Genomic DNA, 19,942 nt, shown 5'->3' on the forward strand with positions numbered 1-19,942 from the left:
GGGCACGACACTCGTCGCCCCGCGAGTGTCTGCCCGCCCAGCGCCGGCGGCCCGGGGAGCAGGAACCCTCGAATCGATTTGGGCGCGCAGGTGCCGCCGGACGGGTGCACGGGCACCGAGATCTTCGTCGACGGCGGCCAGTCCCTGGTCGTCCGAACGTCAGCGGGCCAGGCGGTCGACGATCGCGCCGTACACGCGGGGCAGGCGGGCCGCGGCGGGGACGATCGTGCGGCGGGCCGGCGAGGTCGCGGCGGCGACGAGGCCCGTGGTGAGCACGCGGTAGTCGCGCGTCGCGCGCACCCACGCGCGCTCGTAGCCTGCGGGGTCGTCGAGGTGCGTGACCGCGGCGGCGGCCTGGGCCAACCCGACGCGCAGGCCCTCACCGGTGAGGGCGTCGACGTACCCGGACGCGTCGCCGACGAGCAGCACGCGGCCAGCCGTGCGCGCGGTGGTGCGCTGCAGCAGGGGGCCCGCGCCGCGCACCGGGCCGTCCGGCTCGGCGCCGGCGAGGCGGCGCGCGAGCGCGGGCAGCGCGTCGAGCGTCGCGTCGAGGTCCGTGCGCGCGGGGCCCAGCACCGCGACCCCCACCAGCCCCGGGCCGACGGGCGTCACGTACGCCTCCGCGTGCGGGGCCCAGTGCACCTCGACCAGGTGGCCCCACGGTGCGACCCGGTAGTGCCGGCGCAGCCCGAACCGCCGGCGATCGTCACCGCGTGCTCGTCGGACCGGGGCCTGCAGGCCCACCAGGCGCCGGACAGTCGAGTGCAGGCCGTCGCACGCGAGCACGTGCCCGGCCCGCAGGCCGTCGACGACGACGCCGTGCGCGTCCTGCCGCACGCTCGTCGCGCGCCCGACGACCACCTCGGCCCCCAGCTCCGCCGCGCGGCGGGCCAGCGCGTCGTGCAGCACCGTGCGCCGGACGCCGCGGCCCGTCCCGCGCGGGAAGCGGTGCTCGGCACGGCGCGTGGCGTCCACGTACGCGATCCCCGTGAGCTCGTGGCCCGCGGGGTCGATGCCGAGCCGGCGCACGGCCGTGAGCGCACCGGGCATGAGCCCCTCGCCGCACGCCTTGTCCACGGGACCGGACCGCGGTTCCAGGACGAGCACCGACAGCCCCGCGAGCCGCGCCTCCACCGCTGCGGCCAGCCCCACCGGTCCACCGCCGACGACGAGCACGTCGGCGTCGAGGTCGCCCGCGGGCACCGCTCAGGCCTGCCGTGCGTCCGCGAGCGCGCGCTCCTCGGCGGGGATCCGGAAGCCCAGCAGTAGGACCGCGTTGAGCACGGTGAACGCGACGGCCGTGACCCACGCGGTGTGCACGAGCGGCAGTGCGACGCCCTCCGCGACCACCGCGACGTAGTTGGGGTGGCTGAGCCAGCGGTACGGGCCGCGGTCCACCAGCCCGAGGCCCGGCACGACGATCACGCGCGTGTTCCACTGCGGGCCGAGCGTCGCGATGCACCACCACCGCAGCGCCTGCGCGGCGAGCACGACGACGAGCATCGGCCAGCCGAGCCACGGCAGGAACGGCCGGTCGGCGAGCGCCACCTCGGCGAGGCATGCGACCAGCAGCCCGGTGTGCAGCGCGACCATCGCGGGGAAGTGGCCGCGTCCGCTCTCGCGTCCTCCGCGGTCGAACGACCAGCGCGCGTGCCGCGTCGAGACGACCAGCTCGGCGATCCGCTCGACGCCTGTCGCCAGGACGAGCACCGTGTACAGCGCGAGGCTCATGCCACACCTTCCTCGTCGGACGGGTGCTCGTCGGACGGCCAGCGCAGTGCGACCAGCTCGACGCCCACCCCCGGCCCGAACGCCGCGAGCACGCCCAGCGCCCCGGGCGGCGGGGTGTCCGCCATGCCGTCGGCGAGCACGTGCAGCACCGACGCCGACGAGAGGTTCCCGGCGCGCGCAAGGTTCGCCCACGAGCGGGCGAGCGCGCCGTGCGGCAGGTCGAGCGCGTCCTGCACGGCGTCGAGGATCTTCGGGCCACCGGGGTGCACGAGCCACGTCGCGACGTCGTCGGGGACCGCGCCCTGCGCCGTGAGCAGCGCCTTCACGTCGTCGGCCACGTGCGCGCGCACGACGTCCGGAAGCCCTCCGGACAGCACGATCCGCAGTCCCGACGAGCCGACCTGCCAGCCCAGCGCGTCCGCGGAGCCGGGGTAGAGCACGCTGCGGGACCCGACGACGCGGGGCGCGGCCGTCCAGGTCCGGCGTGCGGGGCCCGACGCCGCCCGGGGCGCGACACGTCCGCTGCCCGCCATGACCACCGCCGCACCACCGTCGCCGAACAGCCCGCTCGCGACGAGGTTGGCCGTCGAGTCGTCGTCGCGCTGCAGCGTCAGCGAGCACAGCTCGACCGACACGAGCACCGCGACCTGGTCCGGGTGGCCCGACAGGTGGTCGTGCACGCGCGCGAGGCCCGCGGCGCCGCCCGCGCAGCCCAGGCCGAAGCTCGGCAGCCGTGTGACGTCCGGGCGCAGCCCGAGCCGGTCGACGAGCATCGCGTCGATCGACGGCGCACCGATCGCGGTGACGGTGGTGAGCATGAGGTGGTCGACGTCGGCGGGTTCGAGGCCCGCGGCGGCCAGGGCCGCGCGGACGGCGCGCTCGGCGAGGTCCAGGCCGGTCGACAGCGCGAGGGCGTTGGTCTCGTCGAACCCGCCGAGCGTGCGGTAGCGCTCGAGGGGGACCGCGAGGTGCCGGGTGTCGATGCCCGACGACGCGTGCAGCCGCTTCAGCAGGACGCGGCGCGCGGGGTCCGTGGTGAGGATGTCGGCCAGCTCGTCGGCGATCTGCGACTGCGGGTAGGCATGGCGGGGCAGCACGGGTGCAACCGCCACGATCCGGGACATGCCGGGATCGTCGCACGCGGATGCGCCGGCCGCGCGAGGTGGTGTCCGGGTGCCGGAGCGCTCGCTTTCAGCCTGTGGTCAGCCCGTGATCACCAGGACCGCGACCGTCATCGCCGCGACGCCGATCGCCGCGAGGAACGGGTACCGGCGCGAGGGGCGGCGTGCGGCCACCCAGGCGGCGCTCGCGGCGAGCGCGGCCGCGAGGACCAGCGCGGTGATCCCCACAGCCGTGGCCCCGCCGGGCGTGCCCAGCACGACGAGCGCGGTCGCCGCGAGCAGCAGCGCGACCGCGCCCAGCGTGGTGCGGCGCCGACCGAGGCGGTGCGGCAGCCCGACGACGCCCGTGGCCGCGTCGTCCTCGAGGTCGGGCAGCACGTTCGCGAGGTGCGCCCCGACGCCCAGCAGGGCCGCGGCGACCGTCGTCGTGACCGGTGCGGCGCGGGGAGGGTCCAGGGCGAGCGTCGCGACCGACGGCAGCAGGCCGAACGACAGCGCGTACGGCGCCCACGACCACCGCGTGGACTTGAGCCACAGGTTGTACGACCACGCCGACGCGACCGTGACCAGGTGCACGACGCCCGCGGCGGCGCCGAGCGCGAACGAGAGCACCACGCATGCGGCGACCGCGACGAGCGCCGCGGTGCGGACCGTGCGGACGTCGAGGGCCCCGGTCGCGATCGGCTTGTCGGTGCGGCCGACCGCGCGGTCCCGCGCCGCGTCGACCCAGTCGTTCGACCAGCCGATCGACAGCTGCCCCGCGAGCACCGCTGCCGTGACCAGCCATGCGGGCGCGCCGACGGCCCACGAGTACGCCCCGGCGAACGCGGTGACGGCGATCGCGGGCGCGGCGTGCGCGGCGCGCACCAGCGCCAGCACGCCCCGCGCCCCGACCATGCCCACACCCTGACACGCACCCGGGTGCCCCGCACCCCTCCCGCCGCTGGTCAGCGCGGCCGGTCACCCCCGGTGAGGTCGTGCATCTCTCGTCGGGTCGTGCGTTTGACGATGAGTCGCGCAGTCATCCGCACGACCTATCGAGAGACGCACGACCCGACGGCGCCACGGGTGGGTGGGTGGGTGGGAGAGAGAGGGGGGTTAGGGGTGGGGGGTTGTCGACGTGGCGACGATGGGGGCCAGGAGGGCGAGGGTCGCTGCGACGAACGCGGCCCTGGCGGCCGTCTCGTCGACCAGCTCGCCGGTGGTGCGGCCCAGACCGATCCACAGCAGCCCCCACGTCATCGCCAGCCCCACCGGGACGACGACGGTCGGCCGGCGCCGCCCGTAGAACGCGTACGCGACGGCGAGCACCGCGGCGAGCGACACCAGCACCACGGACCACCCGGTCGCGCCGAGGCCCAGCTCGCCCACCTCGGCGTCGGCCAGGAATGCCGCGGTGTTCGCGAGCGTCGCGACGCTGACCCACCCGGTGTACAGCCCCATGGTCACGTCGGTCACGACCGACGGCAGGGCGGAGGTGTGCTCGAGCCGGACCAGCTTCACGTAGACGGCGGCGAGCACCGCGAGCAGCACGGCGATGACCAGCACGCTCGCGCCCACCGACCCGGCCTGCACCACCCCGATCCACAGCGCGTTGAGCAGCATCGTCGCGAGCACCCACCACGCGACGGCCCGCAGGCGCCGGTCGGCCGCGTGGCGTGGCAACGCCTGCACCACGGCGAACACCGCGAGGCCCGTGTAGATCACCGACCAGATCGAGAACGCCGGGCTGTCGGGCGCGACGGGCGTGGCCGTCGCCGACAGCGCGCCGTCGGCGGCCTGGGCGATGGGCTGCCCGCCGAACGCGCCGGACCCGATGGTCGCGCCGACGATCGCGACCACCGCGCCGACGAGCACCGTGACCTGGCGGACCCGGTCGCGTGACGTGGCGGTACCGACTGCTCCTGCGGTCATCGTCCCCATGTCGCCCACCTTCTCCGGAGATCGTCGGCCCGGCATCTCGGGCGAGTGTGCCGCTCGACGCGCGGCATCGCGGTGTCGGTTGCAGGATGACCAGGACGTCGACCCGACGAGAGGTGAGGACACGTGGAGCACTGGACGATCGCGACCGTCGCCGAGCAGAGCCCGGACTTCCGCCGGGTGCTGTGGACGGGGCAGCACACGCAGCTGGTCGTCATGACGATCCCGCCGGGCGGTGAGATCGGTCAGGAGGTCCACGAGGACATCGACCAGATCCTCACGTTCGTCTCGGGGACAGGCAAGGCGATCGTCTCCGGTCAGGAGCGCAACGTGGCGCAGGGCGACCTCGTCGTCGTCCCCGCGGGCCGCACGCACAACTTCGTCAACACGGGCGAGAACCCGCTGATCCTCTACACGGTCTACGGCCCGCCCGAGCACGCCGAGGGCGCGGTGCACGCGACCAAGGAGGAGGCGGACGCCGCGGAGGAGTCGGGCCAGGACGAGCCGCCCACGCAGTGAGGTGCCCGGCGGCGGGTGGTGCGAGTGAGGACGGGACCGAGGTCCCATGAGGTAAGGCTTGCCTGATCGCTAGCGTCGACGCGTGGACCTGGCCTCGTGTGAACCCGGAGCGACCGTCCGGGTCCTCGACGTCGAGCTCGACGAGAGCACCCGCCGCCGGTTCCGCACGTTCGGGCTCGCCCCGGGCGCGGTGCTGCACGTGACGCACCGCGGCGGCTTCGGTGGACGCGTCGTCGGCGTGGGTGCCGACCGGCTCGCGCTCGACGCAGGCACGTGCCGACGCGTGCGCGTCGAGGCCGTCGCGGTGCGCTCGTGAGCTGCCACGACGACGACGCGGCACCGGCCGCCGCGACGAGCGTGCTCGACGCCCCGCGCGTCGTCCTCGTCGGGAACCCGAACGTCGGCAAGTCGACGCTGTTCAACGCGCTCACGGGCGCGCGCCAGCGCGTCGTCAACGCGCCCGGCACGACTGTCGAGCTGCAGGAGGGCCGCTGGCGCGTCGAGGACGTCGACCTGCGGCTCGTCGACCTGCCCGGGACGTACGCGCTGCAGGCAGCGTCGCCCGACGAGCAGGTCGTCGCCGACGAGCTCGACGGCGGCGCCGCGGACCTCGTCGTGCTCGTGGCGGACGCGAGCGCGCTCGCGCGGTCCCTGCTGCTCGCGGGGCAGGTCGCCCGCAGTGCGGGCCCGGACGGGCGCGGCGTGCCGGTCGTCGTGGCACTGACCATGGGCGACGTCGCTCGGGCGCGCGGGCTCGGGCGCGCGGCGGACCACCTGCGAGCGCGGCTCGGCGTCCCGGTGGTCGAGGTCGACCCGCGCACGGGCGCGGGTGCGGGCGAGCTCGCGCGCGTGGTCACCGCGGCCGTGCGCACCCGCCCGACGATGACCCTGGCCATCCCCGACGACGACGCGCCCGACGACGCGCTCTACGACTGGGTCGCGGACGTGCTGGCCGCGGTCCCGGCGCCCGTCCGCCCCGTGCGGACGTGGTCGGACCGCATCGACCGCGTGCTGCTCGACGCGCGTCTGGGCGTGCCGGTCTTCCTGGGCGTCATGTGGGCGCTGTTCCAGCTCACGACGAGCGTGGCCGCGCCGCTGGTCGACGGGGTCGACCGTCTCGTCAACGGCGTCGTCGCGGACGCGGTGCGCGGCGTGCTGCCCACCGGGTGGCTGCAAGGGCTCGTCGTCGACGGCGTGCTCGCGGGTGCCGGGACCGTGCTGTCGTTCGTCCCGCTCATGGCACTGATGTTCGTCGCGGTCGCGCTGCTCGAGGACTGCGGCTACCTCGCGCGTGCCGCGTTCGTCGCCGACCGTGCGATGCGGACGCTCGGGCTCGACGGCCGCGCGGTGCTGCCACTCGTCGTCGGCTTCGGCTGCAACCTGCCCGCGCTCGCCGCGACCCGCACCCTCCCGCACGCGCGCCAGCGCCTGCTCGTCGGGCTGCTCGTCCCGTTCACGTCGTGCACCGCACGGCTGACCGTCTACGTGCTGCTCGCGTCGGTGTTCTTCCCCGAGCATGCCGGCACCGCGATCTTCGTCATGTACGTCGCATCGGTGCTGCTCGTCGTGCTCGGCGGGACGGTGCTGCGCCGCACCCTGTTCCGCGACCTCGTGCGCCAGCCGCTCGTCCTGGTGCTGCCCGCCTACCAGCGCCCCGGGCTGCGAGCCATCGCGGTGTCGAGCGCGGTGCGGGCGCGCGCGTTCGTGCGCAAGGCCGGGTCGATCATCGTGGTGACCCTCACCGCGGTGTGGGTGCTCCTGGCCGTGCCCGTGGCCGGTGGGCACGACTTCGCCGCCGTACCCGTCGCCGACTCGCTGTACGGGCGCGCGGCGCACACCGCCGCGCCCGTGTTCGGCCCCACCGGGTTCGGCTCGTGGGAGGCGACAGCGGCTCTCGCGACCGGGTTCGTCGCGAAGGAGGTCGTCGTCGGCTCGTTCGCGCAGACCGCCGCGGTCGCCGAGCCCGACGACCCTGCGCAGCCCGGCCTGGTGGGTGAGCGGCTGCGGGCGACGTTCGACGCGTCGTCGGGCGGGCACGGCGCCGCAGCGGCCGCCGCGTTCCTGTGGTTCGTGCTCGCGTACAGCCCGTGCCTCGCGACGCTCGCCGAGCAGCGCCGCCTGCTCGGGAGCCGGTGGACCGCCTTCGGGCTCGTCGTCGGGCTCGTCGTCGCGTGGGTCGGTGCGGTGCTCGTGTTCACGGTCGGGAAGGCACTCGGATGAGCGTGCTCGACGACGTGCTGACGGCCGCGCGCACGGGCGCGACCCCCGACGCGATCGCCCGCGGCCTGCGCCTCGACCGCGGGCTCGTGGACGCCGCGCTCGCGCGCCTCGTCGCCCGCGGCGACGCCAGCGCCGCGCGCACCGAACGGCCCGCGCCGCACGCCGCCGCGTCCGCCTGCTCGTCGTGCCGCCCGTCCCCCGCGTGCGCAGGCTGCCCCCTCGCCGCTCGCCGTTGAGCCCGTGTCGTCAGCCGGTCAGGTGGGACCTCAGCTCGACCACGTCGAACGGTGCGCTGACGGACTGCGTCGTGGCGGTCCCGGCGACGTCGCGCCACTTGTGCAGCGGGTCGGCGTCGATGCGGAACCTGCCCTCCCACACCACGGACAGCCCGACCGTGGTGTGCGTGAGGGGCTCAGTGAAGACATGGGTGACGTCGAACGACGGGTACGGGGCTCCGGGGATCGCGCTCACGACCGACTCGCCGTCGCCGAACGTCCAGTGGTACTCGACGGGAGTCGCGACGATGTCGATGCCCCACGTGCCGAAGACCGTGGTGCGCAACCGTTGCTCGCTGCCGTCGGTGTAGAGGATCGTCCGCTTGTTGACCAGGACGTCGGCGGACGGTTGGACGTTCACCTCGGGTGCGTCGATCACGAGCCGGCGGAACTCCTCCTGCGTCAGGGGCGGGAGCTGGTGCTCGGGGCATGACCACCCGAGCACCTGCTCCCAGCGGTTCCAGACGTCGCGTTCCGCCGTGCGCTCCCGCAGGGTGTGCCGCCACGGGGGCTCGACCGCGGGCCCGTCCTCGCACGGCGGTGGCTCGACCTGAGTGCCCGGAGGCAGGTAGCAGGGCTGGTCGATGCCGGGCTCGTCGTCGGAGTCCTCGATGCAGATCGCCTTGCGCTTGTACTCCACGGTGCGGTCCGGGTCGTTCGCGGTCGTCTTCAGATAGGCCTCGTAGACCCGGTTCGCCTTGAACGCCCTGAGCCAGAACGCCTCGTCGCCGTCGCCCGACACGACAACTTCCTTGGCACTCGCAGGGGACGCGGGGGCCAGGAGCGTTGCGCACGTCACGAGGACGAGGGCGTGGAGCCGCGCCCTCACAGCTTCTTCTCGACGAGCGTCGGGTCGACGCCCTGGACGAGCCATCGACCGTCACGCCACTCCAAGCTCACGTCTGCTTGGGTGACCTTGATCCCTGGGTAGTCCTCGACCACCTCGCCGTCGCTGTTGACGGTCTGGGACGGGTGCTCGTCGAACGCGATCGTCGCGCTGAACGTCCCGTCCTCGAAGTCCATTGCGCTTGCGAACGTGAACTCGATGTGGCCGCCGACTTCGTGATAGCCCTTGGAGCGATCTGCGGCTGCCAAGTCGGTGATGTCGGCGCAGTAGCCGCAGTCCTCGCCGCTCAGCTCGTCCCAGGCCGTCGTATCGCCTGTCGCGAAGACGTATGGGAACAGGGACATGAAGTACTGGGCGACGGCCTGCGCGTTGTCCGCATCTGCTGGACCTTCGAGCGCTGCGGGTGGCTGGGGCGGGACCGTGACGTCCGGGAGTGCGCTCGGTGTCGGGCTCGGCGTGGGTGTGGGGCCGGCGGATGCCGAGGGCGGAGCGGGGGCCGTGGTCGTCGTCGCTCGTGTGGTGGGCGCCGCGGGCCCCTGGTCGGTGCACGCGGTGAGCACGAGCGTGGCGAGCGCGAGTGCGGTGATGGCCCCCTGGTTCTTCATGGGGCCCGAAAGTACACGAACCGGACATCGCGCGGACGGGTCGTGTGAGTGGCTGTGGACAGGCGGCCGGGGACACGACGACGGCGCCGCACCGGTGGGGTGCGACGCCGTCGTGGTTCCGGCGACAAGCCGGGGGTCAGCGGCTCAGGCGCAGGTCACGGAGCCTGCGCTCGGAGCGCTGCCGTTGCCGACGAACCCGAAGGTCGTCGACTGGCCGGCGCCGACCGAGCCGTTGTACGGCGCGTTGGTCACCACACCGTTGGCGAGCACGCCGTTCCAGAGGTTGCTCGTGCTGACACCGCTGGGCAGCGTGACGCGCCAGCCGTTGATCGACGACGAGCCCGCCTTGACGGTCACGGTCGCCTGGTACCCGCCGGGCCACGCGTTCGCGATCGCCAGGCTCGCCGTGCACCGGCCCGTCGGGTCGGTCGGAGGCGTGGTGGGGTCGGTCGGCGGGGTGGTCGGGTCCGTGGGCGGGGTCGTCGGGTCCGTGGGCGGCGTGGTCGGGTCCGTGGGCGGCGTCGTCGGGTCCGTCGGGACGCCGCCGCGGTTCAGCGCGTCGAGCGTGGAGGTGTACGCGGCCTTCTTGTTGCCCGAGCCGTCGAACAGCAGCGGGGTACCCGAGGAGCGCCACGAGTCGGAGTCGCGCACGCCCCACACCGTGATGCCGGTGCAGGCCTTGACGGCGAGGCAGTCGGCGACCACGTTGGCGTACGTCTGGGCCTGCTGCTGGCCCGAGCCCTCGATGTCGAGCTCGGTGATCTGCACCTCGACGCCGAGCGCGGCGAAGTTCTGCAGCGTGGTCCGGTAGTTGCTCGGGTACGGGCTGCCCGAGTTGAAGTGTGACTGGAAACCGACGCAGTCGATCGGCACCCCACGGGCCTTGAAGTCCTTGACCATGTTGTAGACGCCCTGCGTCTTGGCCCAGGTCCAGTTGTCCGTGTTGTAGTCGTTGTAGCAGAGCTTGGCGCCCGGGTCCGCGGCGCGGGCCGCGCGGAACGCCGCCTCGATCCAGTCGTCGCCGGTGCGCTGCAGGTTCGAGTCGCGACGGCCGCCGCCGCTGTCCGCGTACGCCTCGTTCACGACGTCCCAGGCGTAGATCTTGCCCTTGTAGTGCGTCGCGACCTGAGTGACGTGGTTGAGCATCGCGTTGCGCAGCTGGGTGCCGGACATGTTCTGCATCCAGCCCGGCTGCTGCGAGTGCCACGCGAGCGCGTGCCCACGAACCCGCTTGCCGTTGTTGCGCGCCCAGTTGAGGATCTGGTCGCCGCTGGAGTAGTTGAAGTTGTTCTGCGACGGCTCCGTCGCGTCCATCTTCATCTCGTTCTCGGCCGTGATCATGTTGAACTCACGGTTCGCGATGGACGAGTACGTGCTGTCGTTGAGCTTGAACGCCGCGATGGCGGTACCGAAGTACCGGCCGCTCTCGGAGGCCGCGGCCTGCAGCGTGCTGCCGGCGGCCTGGGCGGGGATCGTCGTCGCGATGGTCGCGCCGAGCGTCACGATCGCGAGCGCGGACGCGATGCGCGCGCGTCTGGACATGGATGAGGGGGTCATCGTCTCTCCTAGGTCGGCCGTGGCCCGGATCCACGGTGAGCCGGTCGGCGAGGGTCACTCTTCGCCGGGACGATCCGACCGTCAACGAACCTAATCGTTTGCTGGTTTCGCGCGGCTTTCCGATATCGAACCGCTTCGAGAGACCGTTCGACGACGTCTGTTCAGATCAGCGCGGGGAGGACGGCCGGGGCCGACGACGCCGCGCGCGCCACGCCCTTCGACGCGCACCCGGGCAGCGACCGACGCGGCGATAGTGTCGCCGCCGCCCGTCAGGGCCGCGTCGCGGCGCCGCCCAGCTGGTCGCGCCGCCGGGTCAGGTGCGCCACCTCCGCGGTGTTGCCCGCCAGCTCGATCGCCCGCCCGTACGCCTCGCGCGCCTGCGCGCTGCGACCCAGTGGTCGTCTCCTGCACCAGGAAGGCGCGCGCGATCTCCGGCACGGTCAGCCCGCCCAGCATCCGCAGCGTGAGCGCCACGCGCGCGTCCGGCGACAGCGCCGGATGGCAGCACGTGAACACCAGCCGCAGGCGGTCGTCGTCCACCGCACCGAGCGGTGCGCGCTCGTCGTCGTCGAACAACAGCCGCGCCTCCTCGTGCTTGGCGTCGCGGTGCGACTCGCGCCGGACGCGGTCGAGCGCCTTGCGGGTCGCCGTCGTCGTCAGCCAGGCACCGGGCGTCGTCGGGACCCCGTCGCGCGGCCAGCGCTCGACGGCCGCCGCGAACGCCTCCGCGGCCGCGTCCTCGGCGACCCCCAGGTCGCCGAACCTGCGCGTGAGGGTGGCGACCACCCGCGCCCACTCCTGGTGGTGGGCGCGGGTGACCGCCGCCTCGACCTCGGGTGTCACGACCCGAGCAGGTCCTTGATCGACTCCTCGGTCTGGAACGGGCGGACCTCGACCTTGCCGCGGCACGCCTTCGAGCCCTCGGCCGCGAGGCGCAGCGCCACATCCAGGTCCGGCGCGTCGATGATCCAGAACCCGCCGATGTGCTCCGTCGACTCGAGGTACGGGCCGTCGGTGATGACCGGCTGGTCGCCCTGGCCGTCGACGACCGTGGCCGTCGTCGCCTCGGCGAGGCCGTCGGCGTAGACGAAGTAGCCCTCGGCGACGAGCTTGTCGTTGAACGCGCCGGTGTCGGCGAACGCCTCGAGCATCGCCTCCTTGGACGCGTAGTTGCCGTACGGGGTGCGCTCGGCGGGGCCGAACACGGACAGCAGGTACTTGGGCATCTCGGGTCTCCTCGGTGCACGGGTGGTCCCACGACGCGGTCCGGATGACCGCCTCGCACCTTCCCGACGAACGGGCCTGACGGAATTCGACACCAGATTCGACACCCGCAGGGAGGAGCTTCGCGACCCGGCCACGACGACGCGGCTAGCGTGGCAGGCGTGCAGCAGCGGGTGGGGGCGTACGCGGTGGTCGTCGACGGCGGACAGGTGCTGCTCGCGCACTGGGCGTCGCGCGGCATCTGGACCGTGCCGGGCGGCGGCATCGACCCCGGCGAGGACCCGCGGGACGCCGCGGTGCGCGAGGTGGCCGAGGAGACGGGCTACGACGTCGCGCTCGACGCGCTGCTCGGCGTCGACTCCGAGGTCGTGCCGTCCGTGCGCGCCGGTGCGCCGGACTGGCACGCGTTGCGCGTCGTGTACCGCGCGCACGTCACGGGCGGCGCGCTGCGCGACGAGGTCGACGGCTCGACCGACCGCGCCGCCTGGTTCCCGCTGGACGCGGTTGCGGACCTGCCCCGCCACGGCTTCGTCGACGAGGCCCTGCACCTCGCGGGCCTGCTGGGCGACGCGCGGTCCCGGTGAGGTCGTGAGTTCCTCGGTCAGTCGTGCAGATGACTGCACGACCTGGCGAGAAACTCACGACTTGCCGAGGGACGCGCGACCCGCGGGGCCGGGTCAGCGCAGGGAGCGCACCGCCGCCAGGTCCAGCGCGTCCGTCAGCAGGCCCTGGTCCTCGCGCAGCCAGCGGTGACCGGTCGCGCGCCGTTGCAAGCGCGTGGCGAACCGGTAGCCGTACAGGTGGGCTCGCACGAACCGCGGCCGGGCACCGTCGAACGGGTCGACGCGCAGCAGCCGCAGCGTCGCGGGGTCCGCCTCGAGCAGACGGCCCAGGAACGGCACGAACCAGCGCAGCTGCGCCGAGGACCCGAGCCCCAGGAACCACATGCCCCAGTCGAGGCGCAGGTGGTACGGCGCGACCTGGCGCGGCAGCCGCCGCACGTCACCCGGCTTCCCGTGGATCTGGTACTCCCGCCAGGTCGCGTGGGCGGGGTCGTCGTCGGACGTCCCCTCGACGACGACCTCGGTGCGTCGCCGCGTGATGCTGCCGAACGCGCCGTACGTGTTGACCAGGTGGAACACGTTGAACGACGCGTTCATCACCTGGTGCTTCGAGACGAGGTTCCGCGCCGGGTGCCGGCTGAGCACCACGCACACGGCGGTCACGACGAGCGCGACGACGACGAACCAGCCCGGCGCCGACGACCGCGCGGCCTCGACCCGGACGCCCAGTAGCCACGACCACGTGCGGTCGTCGACCGCCGCGCACGCCAGCACGATCGTCAGCCAGTTCAGCCACGCGAAGTTCCCCGACAGCACCAGCCACAGCTGCGTCACGACGACCACGCACGCCGCGACGCCGTGCTGCAGCACCGCGCGGCCCACCGTGTACTGCTCGGCCGCGAACCACGGCACGTCCACCCAGCCCGCGTCGCAGGTCCCGGGGGGTTGCCCGATGACCGCACGACTTCGTCCTGCCCTGACAGCGGCGGCGCTCGCCGCCGCGCTCGCACTGACCGCCGTGCCCGCGAGCGCGGCGCCCGGGCGCCCGTGCCCGCCGCCCACGTGGAAGGCCGTCGAGCTCGGCACGCTCGGTGGCGAGCGCACCACGCCGACCGCCGTCAACGACAGGGGCCAGGTGGTCGGCCGCTCGCAGGTCGCCGACGGCCGGTGGCACGCGTTCCTGTGGGTGAACGGCGTGATGACCGACCTGACGCCCGACGCGCAGGACAGCACCGCGACGGACATCTCCGACCGCGGCCACGTCAGCGGCTGGGTGCAGCCGCAGCCGGGCGAGGACTCGGACGCGTTCGTCTGGCGCCGCGGCACCACGACCGTGGTGGCCGAGGGCGCCTACGGCACGGTCGTCAACGAGCGCGGGCAGGTCGGTGGCGTCGTCGCGAAGTCCGAGACGTGGTCGGAGAACCCATTCGTGTGGACCGCGGGCACGCGCGTCGACCTGCCGCCCCCGCCGTTCCCGGGCGCGCGTTCGGTCGCGTCGATCAAGGACCTCAACGACAAGGGCGTGGTGCTGGGCGACGGCGAGTACGACGACGACTCCGACCTGGCGTACGTGTGGTCGAAGGGCACGTTCACCGAGCTGCGCGACGACGGCGCCGTGCTGCGCGGCGTCGACCTCAGCAACCGCGGCCGGGTCGCGGGGTCGGTCGGGCTCGGCGGCGGGCTGCGCGAGGCGGCGCTGTGGCGCGGCGGCGGGATCGTCCGGCTCGGCGCGCTGCCCGGGACCGCGTCGTCGCAGGCGTACGCGCTGAACGACAAGGACGTGGTGGTCGGCGTGAGCGCGGTGGCGCCGGGGCAGCGGGGGACCGGGTTCGTGTGGCGTGCGGGGGTGCTCACACCGGTCACGACGAGCGGGTGGAGCGTCGCGACCGACGTGAACGAGCGTGGCCAGGTGGCCGGTGCGCTCGGTTCGACGAGCGCCGACCTCACGCAGCCGTTCGTCTGGCAGGGCGGGCACCTCCAGCGGCTCGGGAGGCCGACGTCCGACGACGTGGACGTGGTCGACCTCAGCGACAAGGGCCACGTGCTCACGGTCACGGGCGGCTTCCTCGCCGAGCGCGGCGTCCTCTGGACCCCGACACCCGCCCGCTGACCCCGCACCCCGACGACGACGTCCCGACCCGCCCCGGTCCCTCACCCCCCTCGCCGAGTGCGCACGTCCCGACCCGAGTGCGCACGCCGGGCATGCGCACTCGCGCACGACCGTGCGCACTCGGCGGCGGAGGGGGCGGGGTGGGGGAGGGGCGGGGGCGGGGGGCAGGATGGGCGGCGTGGTGACGGGTGGGCGGGGCGACGTGCTCGAGGGCGTGCTCGACGGCGTGCTCGACGGCGTGCCGGTGGGTGGGCGCCCGCCCGCGGCCCGTCGTGCTGCTCCACGTCGACGACTTCTTCCACCCCCCGCACGTCCGGCACGCGCGCGGCCGGATGTCGCCCGAGGGCTTCTGGCTCGACACGTACGACTACGACGCGCTCGTCGCGACCGCGCTCGAACCGCTGACGCGCGCCGGCTCGGGGTCGTTCCGGCGCACGTCCTCGACCCCGCCTGACGGCGCCGAACGGGCGCCCGACGACGCGCTCGTCGTCGTGGAGGGCACGTTCCTGCTGCGTGACGAGCTCGTGCGGTTCTGGGACGTGGCGGTCTTCCTCGACGTGCCGCAGGACGAGGCCGAGCGCCGGATGCGGGCGCGCGGCCGGCTCGACGAGGCGCTCGCGGACCAGCTGCTGGCGCGGTACGACGGTGCGCAGCGGCTGTACTTCGCGCACGCGCGCCCCTGGGAGCGCGCCACGCTCGTCGTCGACACCACGGACCCGACCGCGCCGGTCGTCGTCGACGCGGGGCAGGCGCACGCGGCACGCTGACGAGCACCGCGGGGGTAGGCGCGGTCTACCGTCCTGGTGTGACGACGGATGCGGCGGCGCGGTCCGCGGCCTGGCGCGTGGTGCTGGGCCTCGGCGTGGTGTCGCTCGCCGCGGACATGGTCTACGAGGGCGCGCGGTCCGTGACCGGGCCGCTGCTCGCGTCGCTGGACGTGCCGATGGTCGTCGCGGGCCTGGTCACCGGGCTCGGTGAGGCGGTCGCCCTGGTGCTGCGGCTGCCGTTCGGCGCGCGGGCGGACCGGGCGGGACGGTACTGGCCGACGACGATCGCCGGGTACGGGCTGACGGCGGTCGGCGTGCCGCTGCTCGCGCTCACCCCGGTGCTCGCGTCGGGCGGGGCCGCCGTGGCGTGCGTGCTGCTGCTGCTCGAGCGGTTCGGCAAGGCCGTGCGCAGCCCGTCGAAGTCGGTGCTGCTGGCGCGTGCCGCCGAGCACGTCGGGATGGGCCGCGGGTTCGGCGTGCACAAGGCGCTGGACCAGGTCGGTGCGTTCGTCGGGCCGTTGCTCGTCGCGGCCGTGCTCGCCACGACCGGGTCGCTGGTCCCGTCGCTGGCCGTCCTCGCGGTGCCGGGCGCGCTGGCGATGGTGCTGCTGCTCGTCATGCGCCGCCTCGCCCCCGACGACGAGCCGCCGGCCGACGAGCTCCCGCACGCGGCCGCCGGACCGCGCGGGTGGCTCGCACCCGCACGGGACCTGCCGCGTGAGTTCTGGGTGTTCGCCGCGGGCGCGGCCGCGGTCGGTGCGGGCCTGGCCACGTTCGCCGTCATCTCCTACCACCTCGTCGACGACGCGCTGCTGCGACCCGCGGCCGTGCCCGTCGTCTACGCCGGCGCGATGGCCGCCGCGGCCGTGGGGGCGCTCGTCGTCGGTGCGCTGCACGACAGGCTCGGACCGCGCGTCGTCCTCGTCGTGCCCCTGCTCGTCGCCGCCGTCCCGCCGCTCGCGTTCGGCGCGACGCTGCCCGCCGTGCTCGTGGGCGTGGCGGTGTGGGGGCTCGCGGGCGGGATCCTCGACTCGACCGTCAAGGCGCGCGTCGCCGAGCTCGTCCAGCCCGGCCGCCGGGGCACGGCCTACGGCTGGTTCGCCGCGGTGCAGGGTGTCGCGGCCGTGGTCGGCGGCGGGCTCGCGGGCGCGTTGGCGGCGGACGCGCTCGGCGTGCTCGTGGCGGTGGTCGCCGGGCTCCAGGCGGTCGCGTTCGCCCTGCTGGCGGGCGCCGACCGCCGGGTACCCTGACCGCATGCCGGGATCCGCGGACCACCGACCCGGCGAGCCGCATTCCGCGCGTGACGAGGGCCCGGTGAGCGGCGCGCAGCCCGCGCTCGCGCGGCGGCTGGGCACGGGCGACGCGGTGGTCGTCGGGCTCGGGTCGATGATCGGCGCGGGCGTGTTCGCGGCGTTCGCACCCGCCGCGCGCGCCGCGGGGTCGGCGCTCCTCGTCGGGCTGCTCGTCGCGGCGGTCGTCGCGTACGCCAACGCGACCGCCTCCGCACAGCTCGCGGCGCAGTACCCCACGTCGGGCGGCACGTACGTGTACGGCCGGGAGCGGCTCGGCCCCTGGTGGGGGTTCCTCGCGGGGTGGGGCTTCGTCATCGGGAAGACCGCGTCGTGCGCCGCGATGGCGCTCACGTTCGCCGCGTACGTCGCGCCGGGCGCGCAGCGGCCGGTCGCGGCGGCCGCGGTGCTGCTCCTGACGGCCGTGAGCTACCGGGGGGTCACGCGCACCGCACGGCTCGCGCGCGTCGTGGTGGCCGTGGTGCTCGTGGCGCTGACCGCGGTGGTCGTCGCGACGCTCGTCGGCGGCGACCCCGACTGGTCGCGCGTGGAGCCGTGGGGTGGGGCGAGCGGCGGCTGGTACGGGACGGTGCAGTCCGCGGGGCTGCTGTTCTTCGCGTTCGCGGGGTACGCGCGGGTCGCGACGCTCGGCGAGGAGGTGCGCGACCCGGCCCGGACCATCCCCCGGGCGATCCAGCTCGCGCTCGCGATCACGCTCGTCGTGTACGCGACCGTCGCGGTGACGCTGCTGGCGACGTTGGGTGCCGACGGGACCGCAGCCTCGTCGGCGCCGGTGGCCGACGCCGCGGCGACCAGCGGGTGGGCGTGGACCGGTCCCGTCGTCCGCGTCGCGGGGGCGGCCGCGTCGCTCGGCGCGCTGCTCGCGCTCGTCGCGGGGGTGGGGCGCACGGGCCTGGCGATGGCGCGCGAGGGTGACCTGCCGCGCTGGCTGGCGGCCGTGCACCCGCGCTACCGCGTGCCGCACCGGGCGGAGGTCGCGCTCGCGGTGGTGGTGTGCGCGCTGGTGCTGACCGTGGACCTGCGCGGGGCGATCGGGTTCTCGTCGTTCGGGGTGCTGCTGTACTACCTCGTGGCGAACCTGGCCGCGTGGACGCAGCCGCGCGAGCACCGCCGGTTCCCGCGCGCGTGGCAGGTGGTCGGCGCGGTCGGCTGCACGGTGCTCGTCGTGACGCTCCCCGCGACGGCGGTGCTGGTCGGGGCGGCCGTGCTGGTCGTGGGCGTCGTGTGGCGGGCTGCGCGACGACGCGCGTCACGCGCCTGAGCGCACCCGCTCGTCCTCGCGCGGCGGCACGGGGAACGGCCCGGCCCCCGCGACCGCGGTCCGCTCGGCCCGGCTGGGCCGGACCGCGAGCAGCGCCCACAGGATCGTCGCGAGGTCCACGACCTCCTGCAGCCACGCGCCGGCCAGCGCCGGCAGCCGCCCGGCGGCCGCGACGAGCATGAGCCCCACTGACATGACGAGGCCGATCCCGATCGACTGCCACGCGACGCGCAGCGTGCGCTGCCCCACCTGCACGGCACGTGCGGCGCGCGACAGGTCGTCGACCATGACGACGACGTCGGCGGACTCCGAGGCCGCGCTCGAGCCGCGCGCGCCCATCGCGATCCCCACGTCCGCGGACGCGAGCACGGGGGCGTCGTTCACGCCGTCGCCGATCATGAGCACGGGGCGCAGCGGTGCCGTGCGGATCGCGGTGACCTTGTCCTGCGGCAGGAGCGCCGCTCGCACGTCGTCCACGCCGGCCTGCGCGGCGATGCGCCGGGCGACCGGCTCGCTGTCCCCGGTGAGCATCATGGTGGTGCGCACGCCCGCCCGGTGCAGGGCGGCGATCGTGCCCGCGGCCTCGGGGCGCAGCTCGTCGGCCAGCGTGAGGTGACCGGCCGGCCGGCCGTCCACCGCGACGTGCACCCCCGTGCCGGCGCCGGGCTCGCTCGGCGTCGTCCCCGTCTCGTGCGCGACGAACCGCGCGCTGCCGACGACGACGACACGCCCGTCCACCGTCCCGCGCACCCCGTGGGCGGGCACCTCGAGCACGTCGTCGGCGGCCGGGACCGCGCGCCCGGTGGCGCGAGCGTGCTCGACGACGGCCTGCGCGAGCGGGTGGCTCGAGTACTGCTCGACGGCCGCGGCGAGCAGCAGCAGCTCCTGTGGTGCGACGCCGTCGGCGTGCACGTCCGTCACGCGCGGCTGCCCGAACGTGAGCGTGCCGGTCTTGTCGAACGCGGCCGTCCGGGCGCGCGCGAGCTGCTCGAGCGTCCCGCTGGACTTCACGATGACGCCCGCGCGGGCGGCGCGTGACATGCCGCCGAGGAACGCGACGGGTGCCGCGATGATCAGCGGGCACGGCGTCGCCACGACGAGGACCTCGGCGATGCGGGCGGGCTCGCCGGACACGAGCCACGCGGCGACCGCGAGGCCGAGCGCGAAGAGCGTGAACGGCACCGCCACGCGGTCCGCGAGCCGGACGAACGGCGCCTTGGAGTCCTGCGCCTCACGGACGAGGGCGACGATGCGCTGGTACTGCGAGTCGGCCGCGAGCGCCGTGGCGCGCAGGTCGAGCGCCTCGCCGCCGTTGACCGCACCCGAGAGCAATTCGTCGCCCTCCACGTGGTCGACGGGCAGCGACTCACCCGTCAGTGACGACTCGTCGAGCGTCGCGCGGTCCGACTCCAGCACGCCGTCGACGGGCACGACCTCGAACGGCCGCACGACGAGCACGTCACCCACCGCGACCTCGTCGACCGGCACCTCGGTGACCGAGCCGTCGGCGTCCTTGCGGCGTGCGGTGCGGGGCGCGTTCTGCAGCAGACCCGTGAGCTCGCGGCGCGCGCGGCCGGCCGCGTAGTCCTCGAGCGCCTCGCCGCCGCTGAGCATGAGGCACACGACGAGCGCGGCCCAGTACTCGCCGACCGCCACGGTCGAGACGATCGCCGTGACGGCGAGCAGGTCCACGCCGTACCGGCCCGCGCGCAGGTCGGCGACCATGCCCCGCGCCTGGATCCCCGCGACGACGAGAGCGAACGCGGACACGACCACCTGCGCGGCACCGGGCAGCCCGGCGGCCTCGAGCACACCGCCGACCGACCCGACCACGAGGGTGGCGAGCACGACGGGGTAGGCGACCAGGCGCCCGAGGACGGTGCGCATGTTCCACTTGTACGCCCGAGGCGCC

General features: G+C 74.7%; 21 protein-coding genes. 9 read left to right on the plus strand and 12 right to left on the minus strand.

Annotated features, from left to right (window positions below; translation table 11 throughout):
- Positions 1–159: 159 nt before the first annotated feature.
- The 5 genes from ACT17Q_RS01195 to ACT17Q_RS01215 form a co-directional block, all read right to left on the minus strand.
- A complete protein-coding gene (locus tag ACT17Q_RS01195; RefSeq protein WP_444664163.1) occupies positions 160–1,203 on the minus strand; it encodes an NAD(P)/FAD-dependent oxidoreductase in 1,044 nt (347 codons plus the stop codon).
- Between the two features lie 3 nt (positions 1,204–1,206).
- On the minus strand, positions 1,207–1,731 hold the full coding sequence (locus ACT17Q_RS01200) for an isoprenylcysteine carboxyl methyltransferase family protein (RefSeq protein WP_444664165.1): 525 nt from the start codon (positions 1,729–1,731) through the stop codon (positions 1,207–1,209).
- Positions 1,728–2,855: a type III polyketide synthase gene (locus ACT17Q_RS01205; RefSeq protein ID WP_444664167.1), complete on the minus strand. Its 1,128-nt coding sequence runs from the start codon at positions 2,853–2,855 to the stop codon at positions 1,728–1,730. Before ACT17Q_RS01205 ends, ACT17Q_RS01200 begins: the two co-directional genes overlap by 4 nt.
- A 78-nt stretch (positions 2,856–2,933) precedes the next feature.
- On the minus strand, positions 2,934–3,749 hold the full coding sequence (locus tag ACT17Q_RS01210) for a UbiA family prenyltransferase (RefSeq protein ID WP_444664169.1): 816 nt from the start codon (positions 3,747–3,749) through the stop codon (positions 2,934–2,936).
- A 201-nt stretch (positions 3,750–3,950) separates the two neighbouring features.
- Entirely contained in the window at positions 3,951–4,775 is an 825-nt protein-coding gene (locus ACT17Q_RS01215) for a tryptophan-rich sensory protein (protein ID WP_444664171.1), read from the minus strand.
- A 123-nt stretch (positions 4,776–4,898) separates the two neighbouring features.
- On the opposite strand from ACT17Q_RS01215, the gene ACT17Q_RS01220 reads away from it, so the two are divergent.
- From ACT17Q_RS01220 to ACT17Q_RS01235, 4 genes are all read left to right on the plus strand, one after another.
- Positions 4,899–5,291, plus strand: coding sequence for a cupin domain-containing protein (locus ACT17Q_RS01220; protein ID WP_141317734.1), 393 nt, complete (start codon positions 4,899–4,901; stop codon positions 5,289–5,291).
- A gap of 82 nt (positions 5,292–5,373) precedes the next feature.
- Positions 5,374–5,607, plus strand: coding sequence for a FeoA domain-containing protein (locus ACT17Q_RS01225; protein ID WP_141317736.1), 234 nt, complete (start codon positions 5,374–5,376; stop codon positions 5,605–5,607).
- A complete protein-coding gene (gene feoB, locus ACT17Q_RS01230) occupies positions 5,604–7,511 on the plus strand; it encodes a ferrous iron transporter B (protein WP_444664173.1) in 1,908 nt (635 codons plus the stop codon). Before ACT17Q_RS01225 ends, feoB begins: the two co-directional genes overlap by 4 nt.
- On the plus strand, positions 7,508–7,747 hold the full coding sequence (locus tag ACT17Q_RS01235; RefSeq protein ID WP_141317740.1) for a hypothetical protein: 240 nt from the start codon (positions 7,508–7,510) through the stop codon (positions 7,745–7,747). The genes feoB and ACT17Q_RS01235 overlap by 4 nt, the downstream gene beginning before the upstream one ends.
- Before the next feature lie 10 nt (positions 7,748–7,757).
- Here the strand turns inward: ACT17Q_RS01235 and ACT17Q_RS01240 are convergent, their stop codons facing one another.
- The 5 genes from ACT17Q_RS01240 to ACT17Q_RS01260 form a co-directional block, all read right to left on the minus strand.
- The gene (locus ACT17Q_RS01240; RefSeq protein ID WP_444664175.1) at positions 7,758–8,528 is read right to left on the minus strand and encodes a hypothetical protein; all 771 of its coding nucleotides are present in this window, start codon (positions 8,526–8,528) and stop codon (positions 7,758–7,760) included.
- 83 nt (positions 8,529–8,611) lie between these two features.
- Positions 8,612–9,238, minus strand: coding sequence for a DUF6318 family protein (locus ACT17Q_RS01245; protein WP_141317744.1), 627 nt, complete (start codon positions 9,236–9,238; stop codon positions 8,612–8,614).
- Positions 9,239–9,382: 144 nt separating this feature from the next.
- Positions 9,383–10,780 (minus strand): endo-1,4-beta-xylanase, encoded by a 1,398-nt coding sequence (locus ACT17Q_RS01250; RefSeq protein ID WP_444664178.1) that lies wholly within the window; start codon positions 10,778–10,780, stop codon positions 9,383–9,385.
- A gap of 105 nt (positions 10,781–10,885) precedes the next feature.
- Entirely contained in the window at positions 10,886–11,581 is a 696-nt protein-coding gene (locus ACT17Q_RS01255) for a sigma factor (RefSeq protein ID WP_444664180.1), read from the minus strand.
- Between the two features lie 53 nt (positions 11,582–11,634).
- Positions 11,635–12,021 (minus strand): YciI family protein, encoded by a 387-nt coding sequence (locus ACT17Q_RS01260; RefSeq protein ID WP_444664182.1) that lies wholly within the window; start codon positions 12,019–12,021, stop codon positions 11,635–11,637.
- Positions 12,022–12,180: 159 nt separating this feature from the next.
- On the opposite strand from ACT17Q_RS01260, the gene ACT17Q_RS01265 reads away from it, so the two are divergent.
- A complete protein-coding gene (locus tag ACT17Q_RS01265) occupies positions 12,181–12,603 on the plus strand; it encodes an NUDIX hydrolase (protein WP_094182365.1) in 423 nt (140 codons plus the stop codon).
- A gap of 93 nt (positions 12,604–12,696) precedes the next feature.
- Here ACT17Q_RS01265 and ACT17Q_RS01270 read toward each other — a convergent pair whose 3' ends face one another.
- Positions 12,697–13,494: a lipase maturation factor family protein gene (locus ACT17Q_RS01270; RefSeq protein WP_444664184.1), complete on the minus strand. Its 798-nt coding sequence runs from the start codon at positions 13,492–13,494 to the stop codon at positions 12,697–12,699.
- Positions 13,495–13,534: 40 nt separating this feature from the next.
- Here ACT17Q_RS01270 and ACT17Q_RS01275 point away from each other — a divergent pair, with 40 nt between their 5' ends.
- The 4 genes from ACT17Q_RS01275 (at position 13,535) to ACT17Q_RS01290 (ending at position 18,030) form a co-directional block, all read left to right on the plus strand.
- Positions 13,535–14,692: a hypothetical protein gene (locus tag ACT17Q_RS01275; protein WP_444664186.1), complete on the plus strand. Its 1,158-nt coding sequence runs from the start codon at positions 13,535–13,537 to the stop codon at positions 14,690–14,692.
- A 248-nt stretch (positions 14,693–14,940) separates the two neighbouring features.
- Positions 14,941–15,459: a uridine kinase gene (locus ACT17Q_RS01280; protein WP_444664188.1), complete on the plus strand. Its 519-nt coding sequence runs from the start codon at positions 14,941–14,943 to the stop codon at positions 15,457–15,459.
- A gap of 38 nt (positions 15,460–15,497) precedes the next feature.
- Positions 15,498–16,709 carry an MFS transporter gene (locus ACT17Q_RS01285; protein WP_444664190.1) on the plus strand — a complete coding sequence of 404 codons (1,212 nt, stop codon included), beginning with the start codon at positions 15,498–15,500 and terminating at the stop codon, positions 16,707–16,709.
- Between the two features lie 136 nt (positions 16,710–16,845).
- Positions 16,846–18,030, plus strand: coding sequence for an APC family permease (locus ACT17Q_RS01290; protein WP_444665349.1), 1,185 nt, complete (start codon positions 16,846–16,848; stop codon positions 18,028–18,030).
- Here ACT17Q_RS01290 and ACT17Q_RS01295 read toward each other — a convergent pair.
- Positions 18,019–19,917 carry a heavy metal translocating P-type ATPase gene (locus tag ACT17Q_RS01295; RefSeq protein WP_444664192.1) on the minus strand — a complete coding sequence of 633 codons (1,899 nt, stop codon included), beginning with the start codon at positions 19,915–19,917 and terminating at the stop codon, positions 18,019–18,021. The genes ACT17Q_RS01290 and ACT17Q_RS01295 overlap by 12 nt on opposite strands.
- Positions 19,918–19,942: the final 25 nt, after the last annotated feature.

Origin of the sequence: Cellulomonas sp. CW35 (assembly GCF_052378485.1) — a bacterium.
Lineage (GTDB): Bacteria > Actinomycetota > Actinomycetes > Actinomycetales > Cellulomonadaceae > Cellulomonas > Cellulomonas uda.